Raw genomic sequence first — 25,115 nt, forward strand, 5'->3', positions numbered from 1 at the left:
TAAAGAAACGCTGGCTTAATCATCGCTGATTCGATCAGAATCAGCGAAGTACTGAATAATTTGGGCAGGCGATTTGCTGTGTTACGTGTATTCGAGAATTCATTTGGCTATAGGATAGGTCAAATTCTCCGCACTCCACTGGCTTTGCTCGAAAAATTATCCAAGGTTCTCTTCGATACTTGTCCGCCTCTCTGGAAGCTTTCTAAAACCAACGCACTCTCGGTCACGCTGTGTGAAATCAGACTCGATACCCTTTGTGACCTGTGCTTTCTCATCTGATTTCACCTTACTTGACCGTCGCTCACTACCTTTTTCAGTACTTTCCCAAGGCTACCAATATACAACATTATAAAATATGGTACATGTGCCCTTGGATTTCTATGACTTTTGTCACATATTCCCGCAGAATAGTCATTCAATATGATCAGCAGTTACTCGCCGGGTTGAAGTGTAATAGGCACTTCGATTGTTTCACCCTTACGCAGCACGGTGATTTTGATGGTGTCGCCGACTTTGTAGCTATCGATGCGGGCGAGCAATTTTTCCACCGAATCGGTGGGTTTGCCGTCAATGGCGATGATGATGTCGTTGGCGATGATGTTGCCTTCCGGGGTCAGTGTTGCGCCGCGCAGTCCGGCTTCATCGGCCGCCGAGCCGGGACTGATGCTTAAAATAACCACACCGTTCACTTTCAAGTATTGCGTCAGGCGGTTGTTCAATTTGCTGTCGACAGTAACGCCCATCGCCGGGCGGATATATTTGCCGCGGCTGATGATTTGCGGAACGACGCGGTTGACGGTGTCGACCGGAACGGCGAAGCCGATCCCGGCGCTCGCGCCGCTCGGGCTGTAAATGGCGGTGTTGATGCCGATCAGACGTCCCGCGGAATCGAGCAGCGGGCCGCCGGAATTGCCCGGATTGATTGCCGCGTCGGTTTGGATCAGATTGTCGATGGTGCGTCCGTCGCCGCCCGGCAGCGATCGATCCAGCGCGGAAACGATGCCAGTGGTCAGTGTCCAATCCAAGCCGAAAGGATTGCCGATGGCGAAGACTTTTTGCCCCACTTTAAGATCGCTACTGGTACCAATGGGAACTGGAGCGGGGCGCTGGAAGCCGATGCCGATTTTCAGCACGGCGATGTCGTGCGCCGGGCTGGCGCCGACCAGGGCAGCCTTGTAATCGCGTCCGTCGGCCAGGCGCACGGTGGCTTCGCTGGCGCCTTTGACGACATGCAGATTGGTGATGATGTGGCCCTGGTCGTCCCAGATAAACCCGGAGCCGGTACCGCTCGGGACGGAAAAGATATTGCGCGTCCAGGCATCCATCACGCGCTGGCGCGTGGTGATGAACACCACGGAGTCGCGCGAATTTTCGAACAATTCAATCGTGCTTTTTTCGTCCTCGGCCAGATTGCCGCGTGCCTGAACCACGCGCGGTTCGGCGCTCTCCTGTTTGTCCTGACCGGAAAAAAGACCCAGTTGCAGCACGCCCGGAAAATAGTGATAAAGGAAGCTGTGCAAAAATAACACCAGCAGGATACCGGCCAGTGTATATCCGATGAAACGGGCAAAAAATCCGTTATTGGGCATGAATATGTGCTCCTTTAGGGGTTGTTTTCATTATGGCCGGTTATGCGCTTGCGTCCATCGTACCAAGTCGTGCTCGCTCATGGCGCCCGATTGCCGGGCGATTTCCCGGCCGCCTTTAAATAGTACCAAGGTTGGAATACTGCGAATGCCGTAATGTGCAGCCAATCCTTGCTCTTCTTCGGTGTTGACTTTTGCCAGACGTATGTCCGGCTCCAGAGCGGCCGCCGCCTTGGCGAAAGCCGGTGCCATCATGCGGCACGGGCCGCACCACGGCGCCCAAAAATCCACCAGCAGCGGAATATCGTTGTTGGTCATGTGCCGGTTGAAATGGCTTTCGGTCAATTCGGCCGGTTGGGCGACAAACAACGGCTGGTGGCAAGCACCGCACATGGGCGATGAGCCGAGGCGATCTGCCGGTACTCGGTTGGTGGCATGGCAATGCGGGCAAACAATATGTAAGGACATGGGAATTTCCTGTTTAATGGGTTGCGCGAAAGGTTATTTTTTAATCTTCAGTCAGCCCGGATGTGTGCAGGCGGGTGCGCAGCGATTCGATTTCCTCGAGCAGGTCGGCGACCAGTCCGGCCAATTCTGGGTTGCCTTCGAAATCGCGTTCAACCCTGATGATTCTTTTCACGCGCAAGAGACTGCGGCTATCGAATTGCCAGGCATCCGGATCGGTGCCGGTTAGATCGTCGCGTAGTAACAGACCCCATTGCACGCGTTCAATGATCCATTCGCGGCTGACGTGGCAACTGAATGCCAGTTCATCCAAGCTGAACAAAGCATTTTCCAGTAAAACGGCATCGACTTCCTTCGACATGGCCTAAACTCCGAGATTCTGGCGCGGATTGAACGCGAGTTCGCGCGCCATCGTTTGGTAAAATTCACGTGCTTTTTCCGTCGCGGCGGGCGGCAACACCACTTCCAGCACCAAATACAAATCGCCGGGGGCTGCAGCCGGGATGCCGCGGCCTTTCAGGCGCAATTTACGGCCGGATTGGGAATTTTCCGGCACGCGCACTTCGACTGTACCATCCGGCACCGGTATTTTGACGGTCGCGCCAAGTGCCGCTTCCCACGGCGCGACCGGCAGTGCCGCGTACACATCCTTGTTTTCAATCCGGTAACGGCTGTGCGGGTTAAAGTGCACTTCCAGAAACAAATCACCGGCGGCTGCTCCGGCATGACCCGGGCCGCCCTGTCCAGCCAGCCGGATCACTTGTCCGGCGTATACGCCCTTGGGAATGCGCACGTTCAATGTGTGTTCGGCGAGCACGGTGCGTCCCTGATTGTCGAGCTTCGGCATGCGCAACGTCAGGCTGCGGGTAGCGCCATGATAGCTGTCTTCCAGATCAAGCATGATTTTGGCGTGGTGATCCTCGCCGCGCATGCGATGGTGGGTGTGGCGGGCGCCAGCGCCCATTTTGCCGCCGAATAATTGCGCAAAGAAGTCGCTGAAATCCGCCGCCTGCGCGCCGTCAAATCCGCGTCCGCTGAATTCGAAACCGCTATCCCATCCGGGCGGCGGCTGAAAATCGCTGCCCGGTTGAAATCCGCGCTGCCCAAGCTGATCGTAGGCGGCGCGCTTTTCCGGATCGGAGAGCACGGTATAAGCTTCGTTGACTTCTTGCATTTTCTGCTCGGCGTCTGTTTCCTTGGAAACATCCGGGTGGTACTTGCGCGCCAGGCGGCGGAATGATTTCTTGATTTCTTCCGCCGTCGCATCGCGTGAGACACCTAATGTTTTGTAGTAGTCCTTAAATTCCAAGTGAATCTCCCCTCTCGTTGATCGCGCTATCGGCACTCGCATTATTGCCGCTTTCGGCGCATTAGTGAAGTTTCATCCCTACCGGTGATTCTGCCGGTTTTTCCCGGCTAAGGAAGCTCTGAAAAACTACTGCACTCGGTCATGCTGTGTTGAAATCAGTCTCAAAATGCTCATTTACTACCTGTAAACCGCGCTTTTTTGTCTGATTCTGCCTTGCCTGATCATCGCTCGCTATCATTTTTCAGAGCTTCCCAAAGTGGGTTCGCGGCGGGAATTTATCAAGTGCCGTGAAACGGTTTCAGAACGGCCCGGAGATTTCAAACGTCATGCCGTCCTCAACGCGTCCGGTCTGACCGCGCTGCGAGCTGAAATACAGCCGCGAACCTCCGGGACTGAAAGCCGGGCCGGTGATTTCCGAACGGTCATGACCAACCAGCTGTAAGAGCGGTAAAACCTTTCCGGCGGTCAGAACCACGATCTGCATATCGCCGCCATCCTCAGCCACGAGCAATTCACCCGCGGTATTGCCGGTGATATTGTCCACCCCGGTCAATACCGGTAAGAGGTACGAAGCCGCGTTGTAGAGAATGCTCAGATGCTGCCGATGCGCATCGTACGCCCACACGCGGTTGTCGCCTTTGGTTGAGAAGTAAACGATGCCGTGGTGATACCAGATGCCTTCGCCGCCGTTAAAACGAGTGCTGCTGGCGGCCTGTTTGCGCGTTGGCGTGGTGTTGGCGAGCGGATCGGGCAGGGCATGCCAACGCACTGCGCCAATGCGGCCATCAATGACCTCGGCCACTTCCAGCACACCGTCATCGAGATTGGGATTTCCGGCGGTATCGAATGTTCGCGCGGTGTAGCGATACAAACAGCCATCCGGCTGATCCTCAGTGAGATAAAGCTGTTTGTTCTGCGTATCCACCGCGACTGCTTCATGCCGGAATACCCCGAGCGCGCTTCTGACTTGCGCCGCTTGGCGGCCAAACGGATCGCATTCCCACACCCGGCCGGTATCGATTTCCTCGCATGATAGCCAGGTCTGCCACGGTGTATGCCCGCCCGCGCAATTGCGGTTAGTGTGACTTAGAACCGGATACGCATCGGCAATGTCACCTTGAGAATTGAAGCGCAGCGCGCCTGCGCCGCCCGCCTGTTTATCCAGCTCACTATTGGAAACATAAATCCAGCCGCCATCAGGGGCGGCAAACGTCGCTCCACCATCTGAAGCGGCATGCCAGCGGTAATCGAAAAGCTTCTGACCCGAGCGGGCGGCGATGCGCGATGTAAAGCCCGGCGGTAAGCGCACACCGTTCTGATCCGGCGGCAGTAATTCCGCGCGGGCCGTCAGCCGTGAAACCAGCGATGCAGCTTGGAGGGCGGACGGCAACAAAGCGTTACCGGCGAAAATTCCCAGGCTGCCGAAGCCGTATTGCAGCAATTTGCGCCGCTGTGAGTTAAAAGTATTCATACGCGCAACCTCATGGATAATCCGGACGCTGGATGATGGGGAGATAGTTTACAATGCGTTGCCGATTAATTTCATTAACGAAAGCATTTTCCAATGATTCAGACTCTTAAAATAATTGTATCTCTGCTGATGTTTTTAACCGTGCTGTTTTTTATCAATACCATACTAACGATAACCACCGGTTTACCGGCGTGGCTCAGCACGGCTTTTTCATTCGGCTGTGCAACAATGGCCGCTTGGTTTGCTTGGCAGTTGGTTGCCGGGCAAAAAACCGGGGCGTTGGTTGCCGCGATCGGCGGCGCCTTGATTCTGGGCGGCTTATTTTTTACAGTAGGATTTTTAGGTCCCATGGTATTCGGCAAAGATACCAATCAAGGACCGCTGATCGGAATCTTTATTGCCGCGCCGCTGGGGGTGATCGCGGGAGCGATTGGCGGGTATATGTATGCTAATAATCAGCGTGTGGCCGATTGAGCCAGCGCAAGCCGTTCTTTCAGCACGAAACCGTGCGAGTGATAGCTTTGACTGATAGCCGGCAAAAGACTGTAATGGCTGCCGCGATCCGAACGACCAGGGTGAGTACCGCGCAACGAAGCGATTCGCTCGTGCCGTCAATTAATCAGCGCTTCCCTAGGGTTGTTTACAAAAATGCCGCTACGGATTGTTGTTTGAGGGTACATTATCATCCGTCATCTAATTCCTTGCAGGTTTTCTTTTTCATGGAATTCCTCCTGCTGTGATCAAGCACAATGCACAAATTCCAGGTCCTAAGTCGATGGATAATTCAGGATTGATACGGTTTTTTACCTGTAGTTTATGAAACTGAGCGCGGCGCGATTTTTTTCATTTTTGCAAAACAGGCAGTTAGTTTTTTTGCCGGTGCTCGTGGTAGGAATTTGTCTTCTACCGGTTGGCTTTTATGTCGACCATTTGCATCTGCGGAATCAGCAGCGCGATTTGCGTGATTCGGTGTTGACCCGGCTTAGTCTGTTACGCACCACTTTGGAAGGCAATATCACCAGCAATGCGCAGTTGGTGCAGGGCTTGGTCGCGTCGATTTCAGCCGAACCGGATTTGTCCACCGATAAATTCAAGCAATTGGCCCAATATTTGTTCAAAGGCCGTTCGCAGTTGCGCAATATCGGTGCGGCGCCTGACTTAGTCATACGCTATATGTATCCGCTGGAAGGCAATGAAGCGGCCATCGGCTTTAATTACCGGGATCATCCGCTGCAGTACGAAGCGGTAGTGCAAGCGCGCGACAGCAGGGATCTCATTTTTGACGGCCCGGTTGATCTGGTGCAAGGAGGCCAAGGCTTTATCGCGCGCATCCCGATATTTCTCGAAGAGAATAAAGCCGGCAAGGAGGAGGTGTTCTGGGGAATGATCTCGGCTGTCATCGATGTGGAGCAATTCTACATCGCCAGCGGTTTGCCGGATTTTGCACAAGAATTTGACATTGCTCTACGGCGGAAGGGTGTGGTGTTTTTCGGCACGGATCAGGTGTTTAATCAGCATCCGGTGCTGCTGGATATTTCCTTGCCCAACAAAGATTCATGGCAGATGGCGGCGATTCCGAAAGGAGGATGGTCCGCAGCTGGCGGCAGCCCTGTTCTTTTCCGGCTTGGTCTGATTTTGGCCGGAATTCTGATTTTGCTCCCGCTCATCGCCATCGGAAGAATTCACCGTAAGAACCGGAATAGTGAAATGCGGTTGCGTGCGTTGTTTTTAATGTCGCCGGTCGGGATCGCGTTGAACGACTATGCGACCGGTAAATTTATCGAATTCAATGATGCGCTGTTAACACCCACCGGTTATGCGCGCGAGGAACTTCTGGGTTTGACGTATTGGGATATTACGCCGCGGGATTATGCTGTCGATGAAGCGCGGCAGCTTGAGATTTTGCAGGCGACCGGCAGGTTTGGCCCCTATCGGAAAGAATATGTCCGTAAGGACGGAAGCCGCTATCCGGTGCAGCTCAACGGCGTTGTAATCCAGGATGTTTCCGGCCGGAAATTGATTTGGTCGATTATTGAAGTGATTACCGATCTGATGCAAGCGGAACAGGCACTGAAGGATAGCCGGGAACGCTATCAGCGGCTGGTGGAAGATATCGGCGATAAATTTGTCATTTACAGCTACAAGGCGCTAACCGGCGAAATCGCTTATGCCAGCAGCGGTATCGATAAAGTTTTCGGCATTTCAAGAGAGCAAGCCATCGGAAGATTCTGGGATCGCATCATCGATTGGTATCCGGATTCGAAGGAACATGCTTATTTCATCATTACTCAGATCGCGCAAGGGAAAATGGATTTTGTGCAATTTGAGATGAACTTTGTTCATCCCGACGGTAATGAACGCACGATCCTGGTCTCGGCGCATCCGGCCGAAGATGCGGACGGCGATTTGCGTATTGAAGGTATCGTTGAAGATATCACCGAGCGTAAGGCGGCCGAGCAGGCGCTCATTAATGCCCGGCAGGAAGCCGAACGGGCGAACGAGGCCAAATCCAAGTTCCTGTCCAGCATGAGCCATGAATTACGCACGCCGCTGAACGCCATTCTGGGTTTTAGCCAGCTCATGGAGCTGGAAGGACCCAACAATCCGCATTTGAAATACATCAAGGCAGTTAAGAGTGCGGGCACTCATTTGTTGGCGCTGATTAATGAGGTGCTTGACCTGGCCCGGATCGAATCGGGGCGGATTGATCTGAAGCCGGAACCGGTTGAGGTTCTGCCGTTGATCGAAGAATGTATGAACCTGGTGCGGACGCAAGCGGATAAGTTGGAGATTCAAATGACGCACGCGGCGTTGGCGGAGAGAGTGCTGCATGCCGACCGGGTCAGGCTCAAACAAGTGATTCTCAACCTGATATCCAATGCCGTTAAGTACAATCGCCAAGGCGGTAAAGTCCGTGTCGAAGCGCGCGAATCCGAAGTGCCCGGTTATTTGAGGATAGTGGTTACCGATAGCGGAATCGGTATCGCCGAGGATAAGATGGGAGAACTTTTCCAACCTTTTAACCGGTTGGATGCTGCGAAAAGCGGAATTGAAGGTACCGGCATCGGATTGTCGATTACCCGGCAAATCGTCGAGTTAATGGGCGGCACCGTCGGCGCGGAAAGCGAACCGGGTGTGGGCAGCACTTTCTGGTTTGAGTTACCGGTAAAAGAGCTTCCTTAAACACAAAAAAACGCGCTACCCCGCTTCGATGATTGCACAGGATTTACTGCATTGAATGTCAGGTGCATTCTGCAAAGCATGTGCAACCCATCAACCGGAATCAGCTGACAAAGAAGTTGCGCATCATGCCCATGTCTTCGTGCTCCAGATTATGGCAGTGATAAAGGAATAAACCGGTGTAGTCCTTAAACGGTTTGATAATCTCTACTTCCTCGCCCGGCATTACCAAGACCGTGTCTTTCCAGCCGCTGTTGATGAACCCGTCCTTGACCGTATCGTAAGCGCCACCGAGATTATTTTGCTTGCGCGATAGAATCTGAAATTGCTGGCCGTGAATGTGGATCGGGTGCGGCAACGCCATCATCATACCCATCCCGCCGCCTCGGCCGCCACGCATTCCACCGCCCATTCCCCGGTTATCGTGGGATATTCGGATGCGCTGCACGCTATTCACCGGTATCTTTTCCTGCTCCATGTAATTTTGCATCTCAAAAGTTCTGCTGTTGAGATTAAACGCCATATGGCGCATGCCGATGGTGATCGGAACCACTCTGTTGGGATCGGAAGCATCCTGGGCAGTCAGACGGTGTATGGGAATCAGGGTCTCCGGCAGTTTGGGTGAATCGCCGACCTGTTCGGTGATGGTAAATCTGACGATCATGTCTTTGCCGCTTTGGCCGACACCATCTTCCATCATACCCATTCCGCCCCGGCCGCCGTGCATTCCGCGCCCCATGCCGCCGCCCATATGCGCCGCGGAGCCTTGATATGGCAGGCTTTGCAGCGTCAACTCCGAACCGGGTTTGCGTCCGCTGAAATCGGCCCAGAGCTCCACTCGTTCCGCCGGGCCAAGCATGACGTAGGGCAGGGTTTCCGGTTTTTCCAGCAACGCGCCGTCGGTGCCGATGGCAGTGACCGGCGTGCCGTCGCTCCAGCCCAGCTTGTAGATTCTGGAATTTGAACCATTCAAGATGCGCAGGCGGTATGCGCGGGTTTTTACCGGAATGGCGTGGCCGCTTTGACCGTTTACCAAGATGGTATCGCCCAGGAAACCGCGCATGCGTTGATGCATGTTCAGCATATAGCGCAATTGATTGCCGTGGGTAAAGCTGCGGTCCTGGATCACGAGCGGAATATCGTACTCTCCGCTGGGCAAATCCAGTTTACGTTCCGCTTCGTCGGTGATGGTAATGAGTCCCGCCAGACCTTGGTATACCTGCGTGGCGGTCAATTCGTGCGTGTGCGAATGATACCAGTTTGTACCGGCGGGGTTTTTCACCTCAAACTCATAGACGTATTGTTCGCCCTGATGGATCGCATACATCGGATGGCCATCCATGATCTGCGGCACATGCATGCCGTGCCAGTGGGTAACGCAGGGTTCCGTTAGTTGATTATAAAAGAATATCCGGACTCTCTGACCCCGTTCGAAGTTAAGGATCGGCCCTAAATAACCGGGCAATTCTTTGAGCGCGCTTGGCGGCCCCTTCAGCAGTTTTCCGCTGTATTTAAAAACATGCGTGTGAGCACCCGGTAAAATCGGGACATCCGCGGTTTGCGCCGTTAGTGCGATTTCGATGTCGGCATTAAATGCGCTGTTGGGTATTTTGTTGATGGAGCGGTTTTCTGCGATTGCGAATCCGGGGATGGCGGCGCTGAGTGTGCCGAGCGCCGCGTATTGCAGGAACCGGCGCCGTTTAAAATTGATATTTGTCATGATTAACCTTGCGTGTGATTAACGACGAATTTCGAGCGATTTGTATCCAATTGCGGATGACTCCACTGCAACTATTTTCTGGAATTCAGTGTATCAGTTCAAACGTAATAAGCAATCGGATTTCGGTCGAATGAGAGGGTGTTTACGCAGGAACAGAGGGATAAAAAAGCGGCGTGAGAAATTTAGGAAACGGCCCGCTTACTTAAGCAGCGCCATCAACATTTGCGGCGATGAGTTGGCCTGTGCCAGCACCGCAGTGGCGGCTTGCTGCAGAATCTGCGCTTTGGTCAGCGAAGTTGTCTCTTGGGCGTAGTCGGCGTCCTGGATGCGTGAGCGGCTGGCTACGGTGGATTCAACGCTAATATTGTTATTGGTGATGACCGATTCCAAGCGGTTAAGCTGCGCGCCGATCTTCGATCTTTCCTCGCTGATGTGATTCAAGGCAAGATCCATCATATAAGTGGCAAATCCCGCGTTATTGACCAGATCCAGATTTTGTATGCTCATGGCGGCGGTATTCACTGCGCCAAGGGTGACATCGAGCGTATCCGCTTTATTTGCACCAACTTGAAGCTGTTTATTGTTACCGGCTGCGGCGGCGCTTATATTTTCCCAAATTTCGTTAAATCCGCTGAGCGGATTGGTGCCGCTTCTTGAACTGGTGTCGGGGATAACGCTGGTCGCGGTTTGGATCGCCCCGCCATCGGCATTTGCGCCGCCTATTGCGCCGGTATCGGTGTCGGTTAGATTCATACCGGCAATGAACGCAGCCCCATGTGCGACAAAGTCCGCATTAAAGGCGTCGGCGTTCGCATATAAACCGCCTGTCGCGGCATTGATGGCATCGCTAAGCGTGGCGCTTTGATGCTGGTTTAAGTAAACCATGACATCCTTGATGCCCGAGCCACCATTATCCTTGATGACTTGATGCAGATAGCGCACGGCGGAGTAAGCAGCGGAGTAATCATCCGAAGTGCCGCCCCAGGCTGCGCCCGCAGAACCGAACGTGGCCGCCCGGGCCATGACGCCGCCCACGCCGACGCTGCTGATCGACGATTGCAAACGTTCGTCGGCGCCATGGATGAGTTCCGCAGCGCCTTCCATGAACCATTTCTGATCCGCTGCGGGATCAAACATCGAGCCGATATTCATGCTGCGGTACATCACGGCGTGCACCATTTCATGCGCAATGATCCGGTCGTTATAAAACGGCGCATTGCCGCCATCGGGCAAATTGGGCGGCGTGAAGTCGCTCATATCGATCTGCAATTTGACGTTGGTTGCTTTCCCCGTATAGCTGCCGGGGATCGACCCCACAACCCGGGCGGCAGTGCCGCCAGCACCGTCGGTGAAGGTGGTCAGTTCGATATTCATGTCGGCACCGTCGGCGGAAATGCCGAAATATTGCTGGATCTTGCTTTCCGCATCTTCCAGCCAGCCGTTTTGTAATCCATACATAACAGCCAGTTGATCGGAATTGCCGAGGACACTGCTGCCGGAGAAATCGAATATTTTGTCGCCGTTAAAGGTCGTCGTGGTGGAAACTTTCTCGATTTCCTGAATCAGTTGATTGACTTCTTCTTGCAGTGCTTTCTTATCGCTCAGACTGTTAGTCGAATTTGCCGCCTGAACGGAAAGCTCACGGATGCGCTGTATTGCGGAAGTCATTGAGTTCAAAGCGCCATCGGCTGTTTGCAGCATCGAAATGCCGTCGCTGGCATTCCGGCTTGCTTGATTTAAGCCGCGAATTTGCGACGTCATGCGTCCTGAGATGGCAAGGCCCGCTGCATCATCCTTGGCACTATTAATACGCATACCCGATGACAACCGTTCCAATGAACGGCCAAGATCGCTGGTAGTTGCGGATAAATACCGCGAACTATTCAGTGCTCCCAGGTTGGTATTAATGGATAAACTCATTTTTTTATCATAGTGGCGTTACACGTACGCATTTTTAACGAGTACGGACTAAATTTCTTTAGTTATTGCAGTAAATTTTCGTACCTCAATGACGCAGATCGTGGAATGAAATGACTATAACTCATCGCCGGAATCTCTCACATCGATTAGCGGTAACTCCAACCCTTCAATGGCCGGTAGCGCACGTCCGGCGATGCCCTGCAAATCGCCATACATGCCGACTGTCGATTCGATGACGCCCTGAATCTGCATTTCCCGCTTGGCCCAAAGGCGTGTCATGGCCTTGCGTTCTTTATCGAGATCGGCTTGCATGTCGGCAAATTTCTCGACAATCGCTTCGATACGATGCTTGAATCTCGGCCCGGTTAAATAGCGGTAGACCAGTTCCATTTTTGTTTCCTGGCCTTCCTGGAATTGCCGGGTATTAGCGATTTCTATCAACGATTGGCGCAACGCGATGACGAGCGGCAGCGCCAGGCGCGGCTCGGTGACCCAGACGCCATCGATTTGTCCGAATGTTTCGATTTCCTTCGGCATCGTGCTGGATACCAGCACCGCAATTTCCGCTTTGGCGGCGCGTTGATCGTTGCGCAGTTTGGCCAGCCAAGCATCGCTCCAGTTCTTGGTTCTTTTCGATTCCCACAAAATTGCGCCGCACCCTTGCCCTAACGGCCCCATGACTCGTTGCAGCACATCGCCGCCGGATTCGCCTTTGGCAACGGGTTCGATACTGTCCAGCGGGAATTTCAGCCGCAGAGCGGTTTCCAATTCAAGCTCCAGAACTTCGCCCTGGAGCTGTTGCGAGCCTTGATCGGCTTTGCGTTTCAATTCGTCGATCTGGCGCTGCATCGAAGCAATCTGCTCTTCTTTTTCACTGACTTTGAGCTTGAGGCTGTCCTCGGCTTCTTGCTTGGCTTTTTGCCGCACCAGCGCGATGGATTCCTGCACGCGTTTTTCGATGGTCAGATCCAGTTCGCGTTTGGCATCGTCCAGTTCGCGCTGCTTTCGCAACAATTCAACCTGAGTTCTCTGTGCTTCTTCCAATTTGCTGTTGCGTTCCTTGAGGATTTCCTGCAATTCGAACAATTCCTTGGACTTCGCTTCCAAGTCGGAGGCTAGTGCCAATCTGGCTTTTTTGGCTTCTTCGGCGGCGATCAGCGTGCGTTCTGTTTTAAGTTTGCTGGCGACTTGTTCATCGAGCGTTTTCTGCGCCTCTTCCAGGGATTTTTGCTGCGCTTTGAGTGCAGCTTCACGGCTGGACACATCCGTTTCTTTTTGCGCCAATTTCGCTTCGAATTCCTGCCGCGTAGCTTGAATTAGGGGTGCGGCGAGCGATTCGGTCAATTTGATTTCAGAAGTGCAATGTGGGCAGCGGATGGTCGGTTCGGTCATGTTAGGGTCTTAGTGATCAGAACAGCTGAAATAATCTGTAATTTGGAATCATAGCAGCCGGTAATAATTTGGAAGTGCTGTTTTATTGCTCTGCAGAGATGATAAGAGAGAGTTAAGATATTGTGCAGTATAATCAGTTTGACTTAATTAGGATTTAATAGGGCGAGGAATAATAATGGTTTTACGTTTAACAAAGGTAATAGCAAGTTTTACACTTTTTGGCTTCATGAGCTTATCAACAACGGCTTGGGCATCGGCTCCTACTTATGAACAGCTTCCTTCTCATGATGGCGGATTTGCGCTCGACCCGGTTTTTAATTTAGTCGCTGACGATTTTCAGTTAACTCAAGAAGCGCTTCTTCAAAGCGTTACTTGGTGGGGAGGGTATATTAATAATGGGTATCTATCGACGCCTGATACCGATATTTTTACTATCAGTCTTTATAGCGATGATTTGAACCCAAACTCACTAAAGTATGTTTACGAAACAGAGAATGTGCATCGAATTCCAACTGGTAATTTTTTTACTCAGTCTGCCTACGGCCTAACTGAGGAATTTCAGTATTCTATTAATTTGCCCACCGCTTTCCTTTTGCATGCGGATACACACTATTGGCTAGAATTTAGAAATTTACAAGATCCGCGTAATTGGATTTGGGAATTTTCTACAAATTTTCCTAATCCCGGTGTTCAGTGGATCTATGCAGGATCAGATTGGGATTACTGGGATTTATGGTGCATCGCAAAAAATAGAACGCTTAACTTTAAACTTGCAATTCCCCGTGGTATTGTCATGGGGTTGATTATCATAAGAAACTCTGATCAAGTTAATTAAACAACAACGAATAGCCTAATCCTAAGGTAGCGCAAGCGCCGATGACTGTGACGATTCCCGTTTTGTAGTGGAATAACGCGACAAATGCCGCAACGCCGATCAACGCGGATAACCATTCGAATGCTGCGTCAAATCCGTTAGGCCATAATACGTGATAAGCAAAGAATACCGCCAGGTTGACGATCACGCCGACCACCGCCGCGGTGATGCCGGTCAACGGCGCGGTAAATTTTAGGTCATGGCGGGTTGCTTCCACCGCGGGGCCACCGAGCAGAATAAACACAAACGAAGGCAAAAATGTAAACAGCGTTGCAACCGATGCACCGCAAATGCCTGCCAGCATCAGCAGATCGGATCCGAAAAGCGCCTTGCTCCAGCCGCCGACAAAACCGACAAACGCGACGATCATGATCAGCGGACCCGGTGTCGTCTCGCCCAGGGCCAATCCGTCGATCATTTGCGCCGGGTTCAGCCACGCGTAATGCTCGACGCCGCCCTGATAAACATAAGGTAACACCGCATAAGCGCCACCAAACGTCATCAGCGCGGCTTTGGTAAAGAACCAGCCCATTTGCGTCAACGTGCCTTCCCAGCCGTATTGCATGGCGAGCAGCGCCATGACGCCGCCCCAGATCAGCAGTCCGGCCGCCAGCAATAGCAGGAACCGGCTCCAGCGGAACCGGGTGTGTTCTAGAACGGGGGTATGGTCATCGATCAAAGCCGGGCCATAGGTGTTTTTCGATTGTCCGTGATGTCCGCCCGCTCTGAATTTGTCCGGCGCATAGTGCGATCCGATGTATCCGATCAAGCCCGCGATCAATACGATATAGGGAAAGGGTAGATTGAATGCAAAGATGGCAACGAATGCGGCGACCGAAATTGCGCGCAGCAGATTGTTTTTCAACGCCCGGGAACCGATGCGGTAAGCCGCGAAAAGGACAATCGCCGTGACCGCGGGCTTGATGCCGTACAAAATACCCGCGACGGCGGGAATTTCGCTATAAACCAGGTAGATCCACGTCAGGACCATCAGGATAATGAGCGACGGCAGCACGAACAGCGCGCCGGCCACAATGCCGCCCCAGGTGCCGTGCATCAACCAGCCGATGTAGGTGGCCAGTTGCTGGGCTTCCGGGCCGGGCAGCACCATGGTGTAATTCAGTGCATGCAAAAAACGCTGCTCGGAGATCCAGCGCCGTCTTTCGACCAACTCCTGATGCATCAGGCTGATCTGCCCCGCCGGTCCGCCGAAGCTGATAAAGCCCAGTTTCAGCCAATAGCGAAATGCTTCCAGGAAAGATACCGGTTCGGGCCGGGCTACAGTTTGTTGTTCTGCGGATGACATAGTGCTTGAATGATGCGTGCGTAAATAGAAAGAGGGTTATTGTTCAGCGATTTTCCATTGCGGATTGTCTTCGGCAGCTTTTTGCAGGATTAAATTCCGTTCATCTTTGGGCAGCTTGCTTATTTTTGTAACCGTATCAAAAAATCGCTCCATATCCTGATCGTGCTGTTTGAGTATGCTCTGGAATGCCGGTACCAGTTGAGTATAAATCGAAACGGTTGCCAGCAGCGCATTGTTCAACGGTTGCGCAAACCACCGGTCGTAGCTGCCGAGTTCGTTGTTCTCGGCTTTCAGCAGCGCGAATTCCTTGCGCAACCGATCGAAAATACGTGCTTTCCCGGCGCGTTTTTCGGTGTCGTTAAGATCCGACTGGAAGAGTTCCTGCAGTTGCTTGCGATATTTTAATATCAAGCCGGTGAAGAGCGTTTCTCTTTCCTGCCGCGCGGTTAATGCGATTTGCGCCGACGCACTGTCTGTCCTGTTAAACCAGCGTTTAATTCCCTCATGCTCGACTGCGGTGGCAAAAGACTCATTGAAAACCGTGTCATCCGATACGTACAGGACCTGATGCGCCAATTCATGAAAGATCAGGCGCGCCAGATCCATTTCCGAATAGCCGATAAACGTATTCAAAACCGGATCGTTGAACCAGCCTAACGTGGAATAGGCACGGATTCCGCCGATATGTACATCGTAACCTTCACGCTTTAGTTCTGCCGCGTAACGCTCGGCACTCTCTTGTGAAAAGAAGCCGCGGTAATTGACGCAACCGACCTGCACAAAACACCATTCTTTCAGTTGAACAGATAGCTCCGGTGCTGCAAAAACGTTCCATACCACAAAAGGGCGTTCCAAATCGGCATAACTGGTATAGCTCAGATTATCCGGCAATTTCAATTCGCGGCTGGCAAACTCACGCAGCTGGATTACCTTGGTGAGCGAGTGTTTCAGTTTCGGATCGGTATCCGGGTTTGCGATCACTTTGCTGATCGGTTGCGCGCGATGGATGACCTGGAAATGCCCATCGACAGCTTGCGCATAATAGGGAAGATTGACGCAAGCGCTGAGCCAGATCGTCAGGCTCATGGTGATGGCCAGTTTTATCGGTTGTGGGATTTGCATAGTCGTCTGAATTTTAAGTTTGATTCATGCAGCATTACGCACTTCATTGGAGTCGCCGCTTACTTCGATTTTGCAGTTATCCGATTCAATTTCCGCCGCTTAATTCCCTGCTTATTTTATACAAATGCTTCAAGAGTTCTCTATTTTTATTCATTAGAGTCGATATAAAAGTGCTGATTCAAAAGGAAAGACACTTTTTATGAAAAATTCTAGGAATAGATTGGTGAAAATTGGTCTTGGTATGCGGTTTTTCCGGCCTATGCGATCGTCTACGCTGTTTGCGAGCTTTGTTTTCTCTTGATTACTTCAAATTTTATGAAAACCGCACTGGAAGTTTATTTGATTTTAGGCATCACCCCTGCGGGTCGTCCGTTCCGCCCCAGCGATTGGGCGGAACGTTTGTGCGGTGCGCTGGCCAGCTACGACAGTACCGGACGCTGGGTTTATTCGGATCATGCGCAGCCCTTGATACACCAAGGGCAAATCGGTGTTCGAGTGGAAAAAGTGCTGCATGAAATCAATCCGGCTGCGTACCAATTCATGATGCAGTTTGCTTTCAATAATCAGCTAAAAATACTACCGGAAGGGGAAGTAGTTCGCCTGGAAGAAGTTATTAAAGCGAAAAAAATTGCTCTACCCGAACGGAAACTGACATTTGCCGTTTGATGGGATCCATCGAAAACAGCTTTTCTTTGATGCACTAGGGATTACTCTCGACTTCGCTCATAGAGATTTAAGGTATTCAAGTAGATCCAAACGTTGTTCCTTTGTCAGTGCCGGTAATAGTGTGCCATCGGGTAGCTGTGTGCGGCCGGAAGCATATTCGTGACCGCTGTTGTGATTACCCCAAATGCTGGTGCGGAACAGAAAGCCGTCGTAGCCCGTTGACTTGAATCCCACTTTGTCCGGATCGAATTCGCGCGATCCGACCATAAACTCATCCGGGCGGTATTCGCCTTCCGCCGGATCATCCGGTTTTCTTTTTGGCAGCAGCAAATCATACAGTGAAGGTATCGAGCCGTTGTGCAAATACGGCGCGGTGGCCCAGATGCCGTTCAGCGGACGGGCTTTATAAGCCATCGCAGAGGCAAAAGGTTGAACTGTTGTGTCCGGCATGTAGTTGCCGTTTTTCAAGGAAGGCTGCACTTCGTTATCGAAAAAGGTATAAGCAAAATCAAATGACCGCTCAAGCCACCGTCGTACCAGCCATTTATCCCGATCAGGCGTTGTCACTACATTACGGGTCGCGGCCGTAAGCAGCGCTACCGCAGGAGCTTGTTGTTGCAGCAAAATATTGCCTGTGCTGACACTGACATACTGATTGCGCAAGATACCGCTATAACCGGTAAATGCAATCGCGTTTTGGGCCATTTTGGAATCCGTACCTACCGACGATACCGCGATCATTTTGGCAACGACGCGGCGGTCAGGGTCGGTACGGTCAATTTGAGTGTGACAAACGGCACAATAGCGGGAAAATAATTCTGCGCCTCTGGTCATTCGTGTTTTATCGATTTCCGGCAGGATATGTCCCGGCCATTGCGGCGACTTTAATTTGCGTAAATGATTCTCCACCCGGCGCAGATTGCGGATATCGATGGACGACTGAAAGTCGATATGTTTGGAACCGAATCCCTGACCGCCCAATACCGAGGCTAACGTAAAGCCATCTTTTTCTTGCCAGTCGAGTGTGCCGAAGACGCCGATCAATTGACCGGCGTTGCGCGCCATCGGTCCCAATCCGCTATTGTCGACCCGGCCGTTCCATTGGATGTAATCGTGCTGCGGCACATCCCAGAGAAACGGATAACTGACCGGCGCATCGGCTGGATTGTAAATTTTATTGCGCAATTGAATGCTTTGCTTGCCGGTCAGGTACGTTTGGGTTCGCTCGATAAGATGGTCGCGGTCACTGCTGCTGAGTACCGATTCGATACCGATCATGACTTGCGCCAGCTCATCCGGAGAAAGTAATTCGGCAAGCAGCTCGCGCATTTGCTGCGCGCTCATGATGTGCTCCAGCACACGATTATAAATGCGCCCGAAGGCATCAAGCCGTGCGTAGCCGTAACGCGTCAGCGGGCGCTGGGTGTCCCGGGGCGTGTTGATGATGGTGTAGGTCTTGATGCGTTGCGCATATTTCTTGAGATCGGCCAGGATATCGTCAGTATTATGGTAATGGCCGCGTTGCAAGACATTGGTTACGAAGCGGTCGCGTTTTTCCGTATCCTCCAGCGTGGCATACAAAGCCGCGGCCAGATCGATCATGAACGTTTCCATATCGGAATGCGCCGGGCCACCATCGATGCGGATTCCGCTGCCTCGATAGTTGATCTGAGTAGTGTGGCAGGCGGCGCAAGTGAATCCCATGTACGCTTGGCCTTGATACTCATCGCGCACCATCCCGGCAGGCAATCCATCGGGATTGCTGACCGTTTGCCGCTGCGGCAGATAGCCGTAGCGATCAATGTTCTCGTCCGTGCGAAACAGAGTGGACGAGCCGGGTTGCTCCAGCACCAGGAAAAAATCGTACGGTAACAAATTGGAGCCTTGCGTTGTATTGTAAAACCACAGGCTATCCGCCGCAGACCAGCCCTGGTCGAGATAAACCGTGCGGGAATAGCGTTCGCCAAATTTACCGCTGCCGTTCATGTGGGCGCCGCGATCGGGATCATGGTCACGAAGCTCGTATAACCGCCAAGACAGGCCGGTAATAAGCCAAGTCGTGGCGAACAGGGCGAAAACCAATAGTAAAAGCTTTATTTGAGACAAATGGCGATCAAATGGTCTGGAAATCATCGGAATCAATCCCTTCGTTCAGCAATTATTCAGGATTCTTTTGATTAAATTCTAAGTCGCCGCTGAGAAATTGTCTTTAATTAATTGATATTTTTTATAAATAGAGATAATGACTTGATTATCACTCATTAATTGATCGTACTGAATCAAAAATTTCAGCTATGATTAATAGTCAATTTTGTGTGAAAAAGTTGTGAAAAATGTGTGAAGGTAACTATCTCACAGTAACAATAGAAAGGATGTTATGCAGATTTCTCCGTTTTGGTATTCATTGCTTGGCATAAGCTTCATATTCTCATCACTATCCGTTTCTGCTCAACAAACTACCAAATTTACGATCGAAGAATTGCAACGACTGGGTTTGCAGGCAAATGGGCTTGTTCAAGCCGCCAGGTCACAAATGGAAATGGCCAAGGCAGGGGTCGTAGCGGCTTCGGCTTTTCTCAATCCGGAGGTAACCGTAATGGCGGGTCCGGATAGCAACCGTTATTCGTTAGCGGTTACTGGGCCTACTTCCATGCAGCGCTCCGTAACGGTTAGCCAGCCTATCGAAAATCCTTTCATGCGCAGTGCGCGCATCAACGCCTCGGAAGCAGCGGTGGACGCCAGCCGCGCCGGCTATGATCAGGTACGCGCCGATTTGGCGGCGCAACTGCGCGTCCGTGCTTTTGAATTACTGCTGCGCCAGGAGCAGGCTGCAATGGAGCAAGGAATATACGAGCTTGTGGAAGATGTCCGTCGCCGTATTGCAATTAATGTCGAGCGCGGAGAGGTAGCGCGTTTTGAATTGATCAGAGCGGAAACTGAAGTGCAAAGCGCGTTGAATCGCGCACAGGCAACGCAATTGACTGTTAAGCGCGCCCAGCTGGCATTGATGCAATTGACGGCTGGCGCGATGCCGGTCGATTTTGAGATCAATGCTTCATTGAAAGATCCGGTTCAATTGCCCCCACTGGAAACATTGCGTCAGGAAGTGCCCGCGGTAAATCCCGATGTGGTGCGCTTGCAAGCTGAACAGGAGCGCGCCAATGAACGGATTAAGCAGGAGAAAGCATCGGTATTGCCGCAGATCAATGTACTGTATACCAATTATCAGGATGCCCAATTTACTTCCAATATTGCCGGGGCAAACGTCAGAATCCCGATTTTTTACCGCCGCCGGGGTGAAATCGACACTGCTATTTATGATTCCGCGCGCATAAGAGAAACGCTTGAGTACCGCCGTTACGAGATCAGTCAATTGTTTGAATCCGCCTGGCAGGCTTTGCAGATTGCTCAACGCCGGGTCGATATGTTTGAAGGCGGTCTGATCAAGGAAGCGGAAAATGCCGTGCAGGTTGCGCAAGCGGCTTACCGTTTCGGTGAGCGTGGTCTGATCGAAGTTCTGGATACGCAACGCATACTCCGGGGAATTTTGGGCGATTCCCTGCAGGCGCGTTTTGAGTTGCAATCGGCCGCCGCCGAAATTGACCGTTTGCGCGCCCATTATCCCAAGGAGCTAGTTGTCGAATGAGAATCGGATTATCAACGATCGGCGCTATTGTCATTATTGCATTAGGGCTGGCAGGGTGTGGAAAAGAAGAATCAAGCGGTGAATCCAAGGAAGAAGTTGCCAAGCAGCAATTCGCGGATGAGCGCGATATTAATAGCATCACTGTGCGGCCCGAATTGGCGGGGCGGTTAAAGATCGGGCAACCGGTGCTCGTTGATCTTGCGGACAAAATATTGGTTCCCAGCCGCGTTCAAGTGGATGAAGAGCGAACCGCGCAAATAGGTTCTTATGTTACCGGGCGTATCATCAATATGTTTGTGATATTAGGCGATTACGTTAAGCCGGGTGACCGGCTGGCGCGTATTACCAGCCCGGAATTGACGCAGTCGCAACTGGCCTTTTTACGTGCTTTGTCAAGAGTCGTGGTAACGCAGAAATCCTACGATCGTGCCAAGCATTTATTGGCGGCTGATGTGATTCCGTTAGCCGAAGTGGAGCGGCGGCAATCCGAACTGGAAATCGCGCAGGCTGAGCTGAGCGCGGCGACCGACCAATTAAGGCTGTACGGTATGGGTGATGGGGAAATCAAAGAGCTCTCCAGAAAGGGAAAAATTTTTCCCTGGCTGGATGTCAAAGCGACCCGTGAGGGATACATTATTGCGCGCAATGTGATTGTGGGGCAGGTCGTGCAGCCTTCCGATCCGCTGTTTCAAGTCGCCGATCTATCGTCGGTATGGGTGGTTGGCGATGTGCCTGAGCAGATTGCGCGCGACGTCGAGCTTAATCAGCATGTGGAAATCAATGTGCCTGCGATCGGAGAAGCTCACCTGGACGGTGTCATCATTTTTGTTTCCGATACGGTCAACCGCTTAACCCGTTCGGTAATGACCCGGGTGCTGGTGGCAAATCCGGATCGCAAACTGAAGCCGGATATGCTGGCTACTATGCATATTACCGATCCGCAGCATAAATCGCTGGTCGTTCCTGAAGCGGCCGTGGTACGTGAGTTGAATCAGGATTATGTTTTTGTTGTCGCCGGAGAAAGGCATTTTCAGCGCGTTCCGGTTGAATTGGGACCTGAGGTTGCCAGATACCGCCCTGTTATCAGCGGATTGACGATTGATCAGCGAATTGTGATGGAAGGCGCGTTTCATTTGGACAGCGAGCGCAAGCTTGCTGAATTGGAATAATCATGATGGCTGCGATCGTACATGCCATGTTGAAACAGCGGCTGCTGGTTCTGATCATCGGATTGATGTTATGCATTGCCGGCGGATTTGCGGCAAAAAGTTTGTCAGTCGATGCATTTCCCGATGTTACCAATATTCAAGTGCAAGTAGCCACGGTAGCCATTGGCCGCAGTCCGGAGGAAATGGAACGGCTGGTCACGGTGCCGGTGGAGATTGCTATGACCGGTTTGCCGGGATTGGTGGAAATGCGCTCGCTGAACAAGAGCGGATTATCGCTGATCACACTGGTTTTTACCGACAAAACCGATGTGTATTTTGCCCGCCAGCTGGTGATGGAGCGCATCATTGATGTTTCTCCCCGGCTGATTCCCGGCATCACGCCGGTACTTGGGCCGGTTTCCACAGGCTTGGGCGAAGTTTATCAATACACCATTGAACATCCGGATGACGGCAAACGCGCCTTAACCAAAGAGGAACTCATCGAACGACGAACCATTCAGGATTGGGTGGTGCGTCCCATGCTGCGTTCGATCCGAGGTGTGGCGGAAATCAACTCCATCGGCGGGCATGTCAAAGAATATCAAGTGTATGTCGATCCCAACAAACTGCGGCATTACGACATAACGCTGACGGAGGTGGATCGTGCATTGGCCAGCAATAATGCCAACGCCAGCGGAAACATATTGGCGTTGCACTACGAGCAATATCTGATCCGCGGCGTCGGCTTGATTGCTTCACTGGATGATATCCGCAACATTGTGTTGCGGGAAATGGAAGGCGTGCCGGTTTATGTGCGCGATGTCGCAGAGGTGACTTTAGGCGGTGAAGTCCGCCAGGGTGCCAGTATCAAGAATGGTTATACGGAATCGGTTACCGGCATTGTGATGATGTTGCGCGGCGGGAATGCCAAGGAAATCGTCGGCCGGGTGAAGGAAAAAGTGGCAGAGATCAATGAACAGGGAATGCTGCCGGATGGTTTGCAAATTGTGCCGTTTTATGACCGGACGGACCTGGTCGATAGCGCTCTGTCCACTGTCCAAAGTACGCTGGTGGAGTCCTTAATTCTTGTCATTGTCGTATTGTCTGTATTTTTGGGCACCGTACGCACCAGTATTGTCGTGTGTTTTACACTGATCATTACGCCGCTCGTTACCTTTATGGTGATGAATTATTTCGGCATGCCCGCCAATTTAATGTCGCTGGGCGGATTGACAATCGCGTTGGGAATGATGGTTGATCCGACGGTAGTGGTGGTTGAAAATATTTATCAACGTCTCGGACAAGCTCAGGGTACCAACCAATCTAAATTCAATGTGATCGTCAATGCCGTGGCGGAAGTCGGAACACCGGTGATTTTCGGCGTCTTCGTTACGATACTGGTGTTCCTGCCGCTGATGACATTGGAAGGTATGGAAGGTAAAACCTTTAGTCCGCTCGCTATTACGATTGCCATTTCACTATTGATTGCACTCTTCGTGTCGGTGCTGCTGTCACCGGTTTTGAGCGATTATTTATTAACTGGCGGCAGCGAACAAGATACCCGGATCGTAGCGGCATTTAAACGCGCTTATCTGCGTGTATTCGATGCGGCAATGCATAATCAGAAGAAAACCTTGGTTATCGCTATCGGCTCGTTAATGGTGGCGTTTGCACTGTTTCCGCTGCTCGGAAAATCCTTTATTCCGATTATGAAGGAGGGTTCGGTGACCCCGGTGATTATCCGCGCGCCTTCCATTTCGCTGGAAGAAGCGATCAAACTCGAAACAGAGGCCATGCGCATGATTGCGGAGATCCCCGGTGTCAAAGCCGTGGTGTCCAAGATCGGAAGGGGTGAATCGCCAGCCGACCCGGCTTCGCAGAATGAGTCGGATCCGATTGCCGATCTGGACTTGGCAGGGTCGGGACGCACGCAGCAGGAAATCGAAGAGGATATTCGTAAGGCCTTGATAACATTGCCTGGTGTCAATATTGTCATTTCGCAGCCGATTGCCCAGCGCGTGGACGAGATGGTAACCGGTGTGCGGTCGCAAGTGGCGATTAAGATTTTTGGCGATAACCTGGAAGAATTACGCAAACTATCCGAACGGGTGGCGCGCATTGTCAAATCGACGCGCGGCGCCAGGGACATCCGCATTGAGCGCTTATCCGGCCAGCAGGAGTTGACGATTCATATCGACCGGCGTGCCATTGCCCGTCACGGGCTTAATGTTTCCGACGTCAATGAACTGATTGCAACCGCGATCGGCGGAAAAGCGGTTACGCAGGTGTTTGAGGGTGAACGACGTTTTACATTGTTGCTGAGGTTTCCGGAAAAATACCGCTATGATGTTGAAGCGATTAAGGAGCTTTTGTTAAGACCTGCCGACGCAGCGCCGAGCGGTATGGGATCCGGCGGCCGATTGATACCGCTGAGTGCGGTTGCGGATATTCAAGTGGTCGACGGACCGGCGGTGATTTCGCGTGAATTCGCCAAACGCCGTGTCGTCGTGGGCGCCAACGTGCACGAACGCGACATGGGCGGTTTTGTTGCTGAGCTTCAGCAGCGTGTAGCGAAAGAAATTAAACTGCCACCGGGATATTACTTTGTTTGGGGCGGGCAGTTTGAGAATATGGAGCGTGCGATGGCTACACTGGCTGTGATTGTGCCCATTACGCTGGCAGCTATTTTCTTTTTGCTGTTCATGCTGTTCAATTCGGTCAAGATGGCCGGACTCATTTATCTGGCGCTGCCGTTTGCATCCGTGGGTGGGGTGGTCGGTCTTTATATAACGGGTCAATACTTGTCCGTACCGGCGTCGGTAGGGTTCATTGCCGTATGGGGCACTTCGATCTTGAATGGTGTCGTGCTGATTTCCTTTGTGCGGGAATTGCGCGACCAGGGACTGAGCGTAGAGGAATCCGTCAGAAAAGCCTGTGAACAACGCTTCCGTCCCGTGATGATGACTGCGGCTACGACGGTTCTGGGATTGGCTCCTTTTCTGGTGGCCACGGGATTAGGATCGGAAGTGCAGAAACCGCTGGCGATTGTGGTTATTTGCGGATTGACAACCGCTACCTTGATGACGATGGTGGTGATGCCGATGCTCTATTGCTGGTTTGACGATAAACCTGACAAAGCGGCAACTGATGAATCTGAGCCGCTTCCAATGCCGGATCTGGCGCAAGGTACTGTTAAGAATGTTTAATCTTCTTAGCGAAACAGCACCGGAACATGAAACTTCCCATGCTATTTAGCAATAAAATCGTTTTCTGATGTCTATTGCGACGATAGGCTTTGCAAACTCACCGT

General features: G+C 52.0%; 18 protein-coding genes. 7 read left to right on the forward strand and 11 right to left on the reverse strand.

Going from position 1 to position 25,115, the window contains the following annotated elements; translation table 11 throughout:
* Positions 1–431: 431 nt before the first annotated feature.
* From HRU77_11855 to HRU77_11875, 5 genes are all read right to left on the reverse strand, one after another.
* Positions 432–1,589: a trypsin-like peptidase domain-containing protein gene (locus HRU77_11855; protein QOJ21317.1), complete on the reverse strand. Its 1,158-nt coding sequence runs from the start codon at positions 1,587–1,589 to the stop codon at positions 432–434.
* A gap of 30 nt (positions 1,590–1,619) precedes the next feature.
* On the reverse strand, positions 1,620–2,060 hold the full coding sequence (trxC, locus tag HRU77_11860; GenBank protein QOJ22163.1) for a thioredoxin TrxC: 441 nt from the start codon (positions 2,058–2,060) through the stop codon (positions 1,620–1,622).
* A 34-nt stretch (positions 2,061–2,094) separates the two neighbouring features.
* Positions 2,095–2,412 carry a MerR family transcriptional regulator gene (locus tag HRU77_11865; GenBank protein ID QOJ21318.1) on the reverse strand — a complete coding sequence of 106 codons (318 nt, stop codon included), beginning with the start codon at positions 2,410–2,412 and terminating at the stop codon, positions 2,095–2,097.
* Between the two features lie 3 nt (positions 2,413–2,415).
* Positions 2,416–3,360: a DnaJ domain-containing protein gene (locus tag HRU77_11870; GenBank protein QOJ21319.1), complete on the reverse strand. Its 945-nt coding sequence runs from the start codon at positions 3,358–3,360 to the stop codon at positions 2,416–2,418.
* A gap of 298 nt (positions 3,361–3,658) precedes the next feature.
* Positions 3,659–4,831, reverse strand: coding sequence for a DUF839 domain-containing protein (locus HRU77_11875; GenBank protein QOJ21320.1), 1,173 nt, complete (start codon positions 4,829–4,831; stop codon positions 3,659–3,661).
* A 93-nt stretch (positions 4,832–4,924) separates the two neighbouring features.
* On the opposite strand from HRU77_11875, the gene HRU77_11880 reads away from it, so the two are divergent.
* Positions 4,925–5,305: a multidrug ABC transporter permease gene (locus tag HRU77_11880; protein QOJ21321.1), complete on the forward strand. Its 381-nt coding sequence runs from the start codon at positions 4,925–4,927 to the stop codon at positions 5,303–5,305.
* 399 nt (positions 5,306–5,704) lie between these two features.
* Complete coding sequence (locus HRU77_11885; protein QOJ21322.1) at positions 5,705–8,014, forward strand: PAS domain S-box protein; 2,310 nt, start codon at positions 5,705–5,707, stop codon at positions 8,012–8,014.
* A gap of 100 nt (positions 8,015–8,114) precedes the next feature.
* Here the strand turns inward: HRU77_11885 and HRU77_11890 are convergent, their stop codons facing one another.
* The 3 genes from HRU77_11890 to HRU77_11900 form a co-directional block, all read right to left on the reverse strand.
* Positions 8,115–9,731 carry a multicopper oxidase domain-containing protein gene (locus HRU77_11890; GenBank protein ID QOJ21323.1) on the reverse strand — a complete coding sequence of 539 codons (1,617 nt, stop codon included), beginning with the start codon at positions 9,729–9,731 and terminating at the stop codon, positions 8,115–8,117.
* A gap of 198 nt (positions 9,732–9,929) precedes the next feature.
* On the reverse strand, positions 9,930–11,651 hold the full coding sequence (locus HRU77_11895) for a flagellinolysin (protein ID QOJ21324.1): 1,722 nt from the start codon (positions 11,649–11,651) through the stop codon (positions 9,930–9,932).
* A gap of 114 nt (positions 11,652–11,765) precedes the next feature.
* Entirely contained in the window at positions 11,766–13,043 is a 1,278-nt protein-coding gene (locus tag HRU77_11900) for a DUF2130 domain-containing protein (protein ID QOJ21325.1), read from the reverse strand.
* Between the two features lie 175 nt (positions 13,044–13,218).
* Here HRU77_11900 and HRU77_11905 point away from each other — a divergent pair, with 175 nt between their 5' ends.
* Complete coding sequence (locus HRU77_11905) at positions 13,219–13,878, forward strand: hypothetical protein (protein QOJ21326.1); 660 nt, start codon at positions 13,219–13,221, stop codon at positions 13,876–13,878.
* Here the strand turns inward: HRU77_11905 and chrA are convergent.
* Both chrA and HRU77_11915 read right to left on the reverse strand, forming a co-directional pair.
* Positions 13,871–15,223 carry a chromate efflux transporter gene (gene chrA, locus HRU77_11910; protein QOJ21327.1) on the reverse strand — a complete coding sequence of 451 codons (1,353 nt, stop codon included), beginning with the start codon at positions 15,221–15,223 and terminating at the stop codon, positions 13,871–13,873. The genes HRU77_11905 and chrA overlap by 8 nt on opposite strands.
* Positions 15,224–15,259: 36 nt before the next feature.
* Positions 15,260–16,345 (reverse strand): aminopeptidase, encoded by a 1,086-nt coding sequence (locus tag HRU77_11915; protein QOJ21328.1) that lies wholly within the window; start codon positions 16,343–16,345, stop codon positions 15,260–15,262.
* 315 nt (positions 16,346–16,660) lie between these two features.
* Here HRU77_11915 and HRU77_11920 point away from each other — a divergent pair, with 315 nt between their 5' ends.
* A complete protein-coding gene (locus tag HRU77_11920) occupies positions 16,661–17,011 on the forward strand; it encodes a DUF3579 domain-containing protein (protein QOJ21329.1) in 351 nt (116 codons plus the stop codon).
* Between the two features lie 57 nt (positions 17,012–17,068).
* Here the strand turns inward: HRU77_11920 and HRU77_11925 are convergent, their stop codons facing one another.
* Positions 17,069–19,144 (reverse strand): ribonuclease E, encoded by a 2,076-nt coding sequence (locus tag HRU77_11925; protein ID QOJ21330.1) that lies wholly within the window; start codon positions 19,142–19,144, stop codon positions 17,069–17,071.
* A gap of 244 nt (positions 19,145–19,388) precedes the next feature.
* Between HRU77_11925 and HRU77_11930 the strand changes: the two genes are divergently transcribed.
* Genes HRU77_11930 through HRU77_11940 form a run of 3 tightly spaced genes read left to right on the forward strand, consistent with a single transcriptional unit; the run spans position 19,389 to position 25,011 of the window.
* Entirely contained in the window at positions 19,389–20,657 is a 1,269-nt protein-coding gene (locus HRU77_11930; GenBank protein QOJ21331.1) for a TolC family protein, read from the forward strand.
* Entirely contained in the window at positions 20,654–21,826 is a 1,173-nt protein-coding gene (locus HRU77_11935) for an efflux RND transporter periplasmic adaptor subunit (protein ID QOJ21332.1), read from the forward strand. Before HRU77_11930 ends, HRU77_11935 begins: the two co-directional genes overlap by 4 nt.
* Positions 21,827–21,828: 2 nt before the next feature.
* Positions 21,829–25,011 carry an efflux RND transporter permease subunit gene (locus HRU77_11940; GenBank protein ID QOJ21333.1) on the forward strand — a complete coding sequence of 1,061 codons (3,183 nt, stop codon included), beginning with the start codon at positions 21,829–21,831 and terminating at the stop codon, positions 25,009–25,011.
* Positions 25,012–25,115 lie beyond the last annotated feature (104 nt).

The organism is Gammaproteobacteria bacterium (assembly GCA_015709615.1).
Taxonomy (GTDB): Bacteria; Pseudomonadota; Gammaproteobacteria; order Burkholderiales; family Nitrosomonadaceae; genus Nitrosomonas.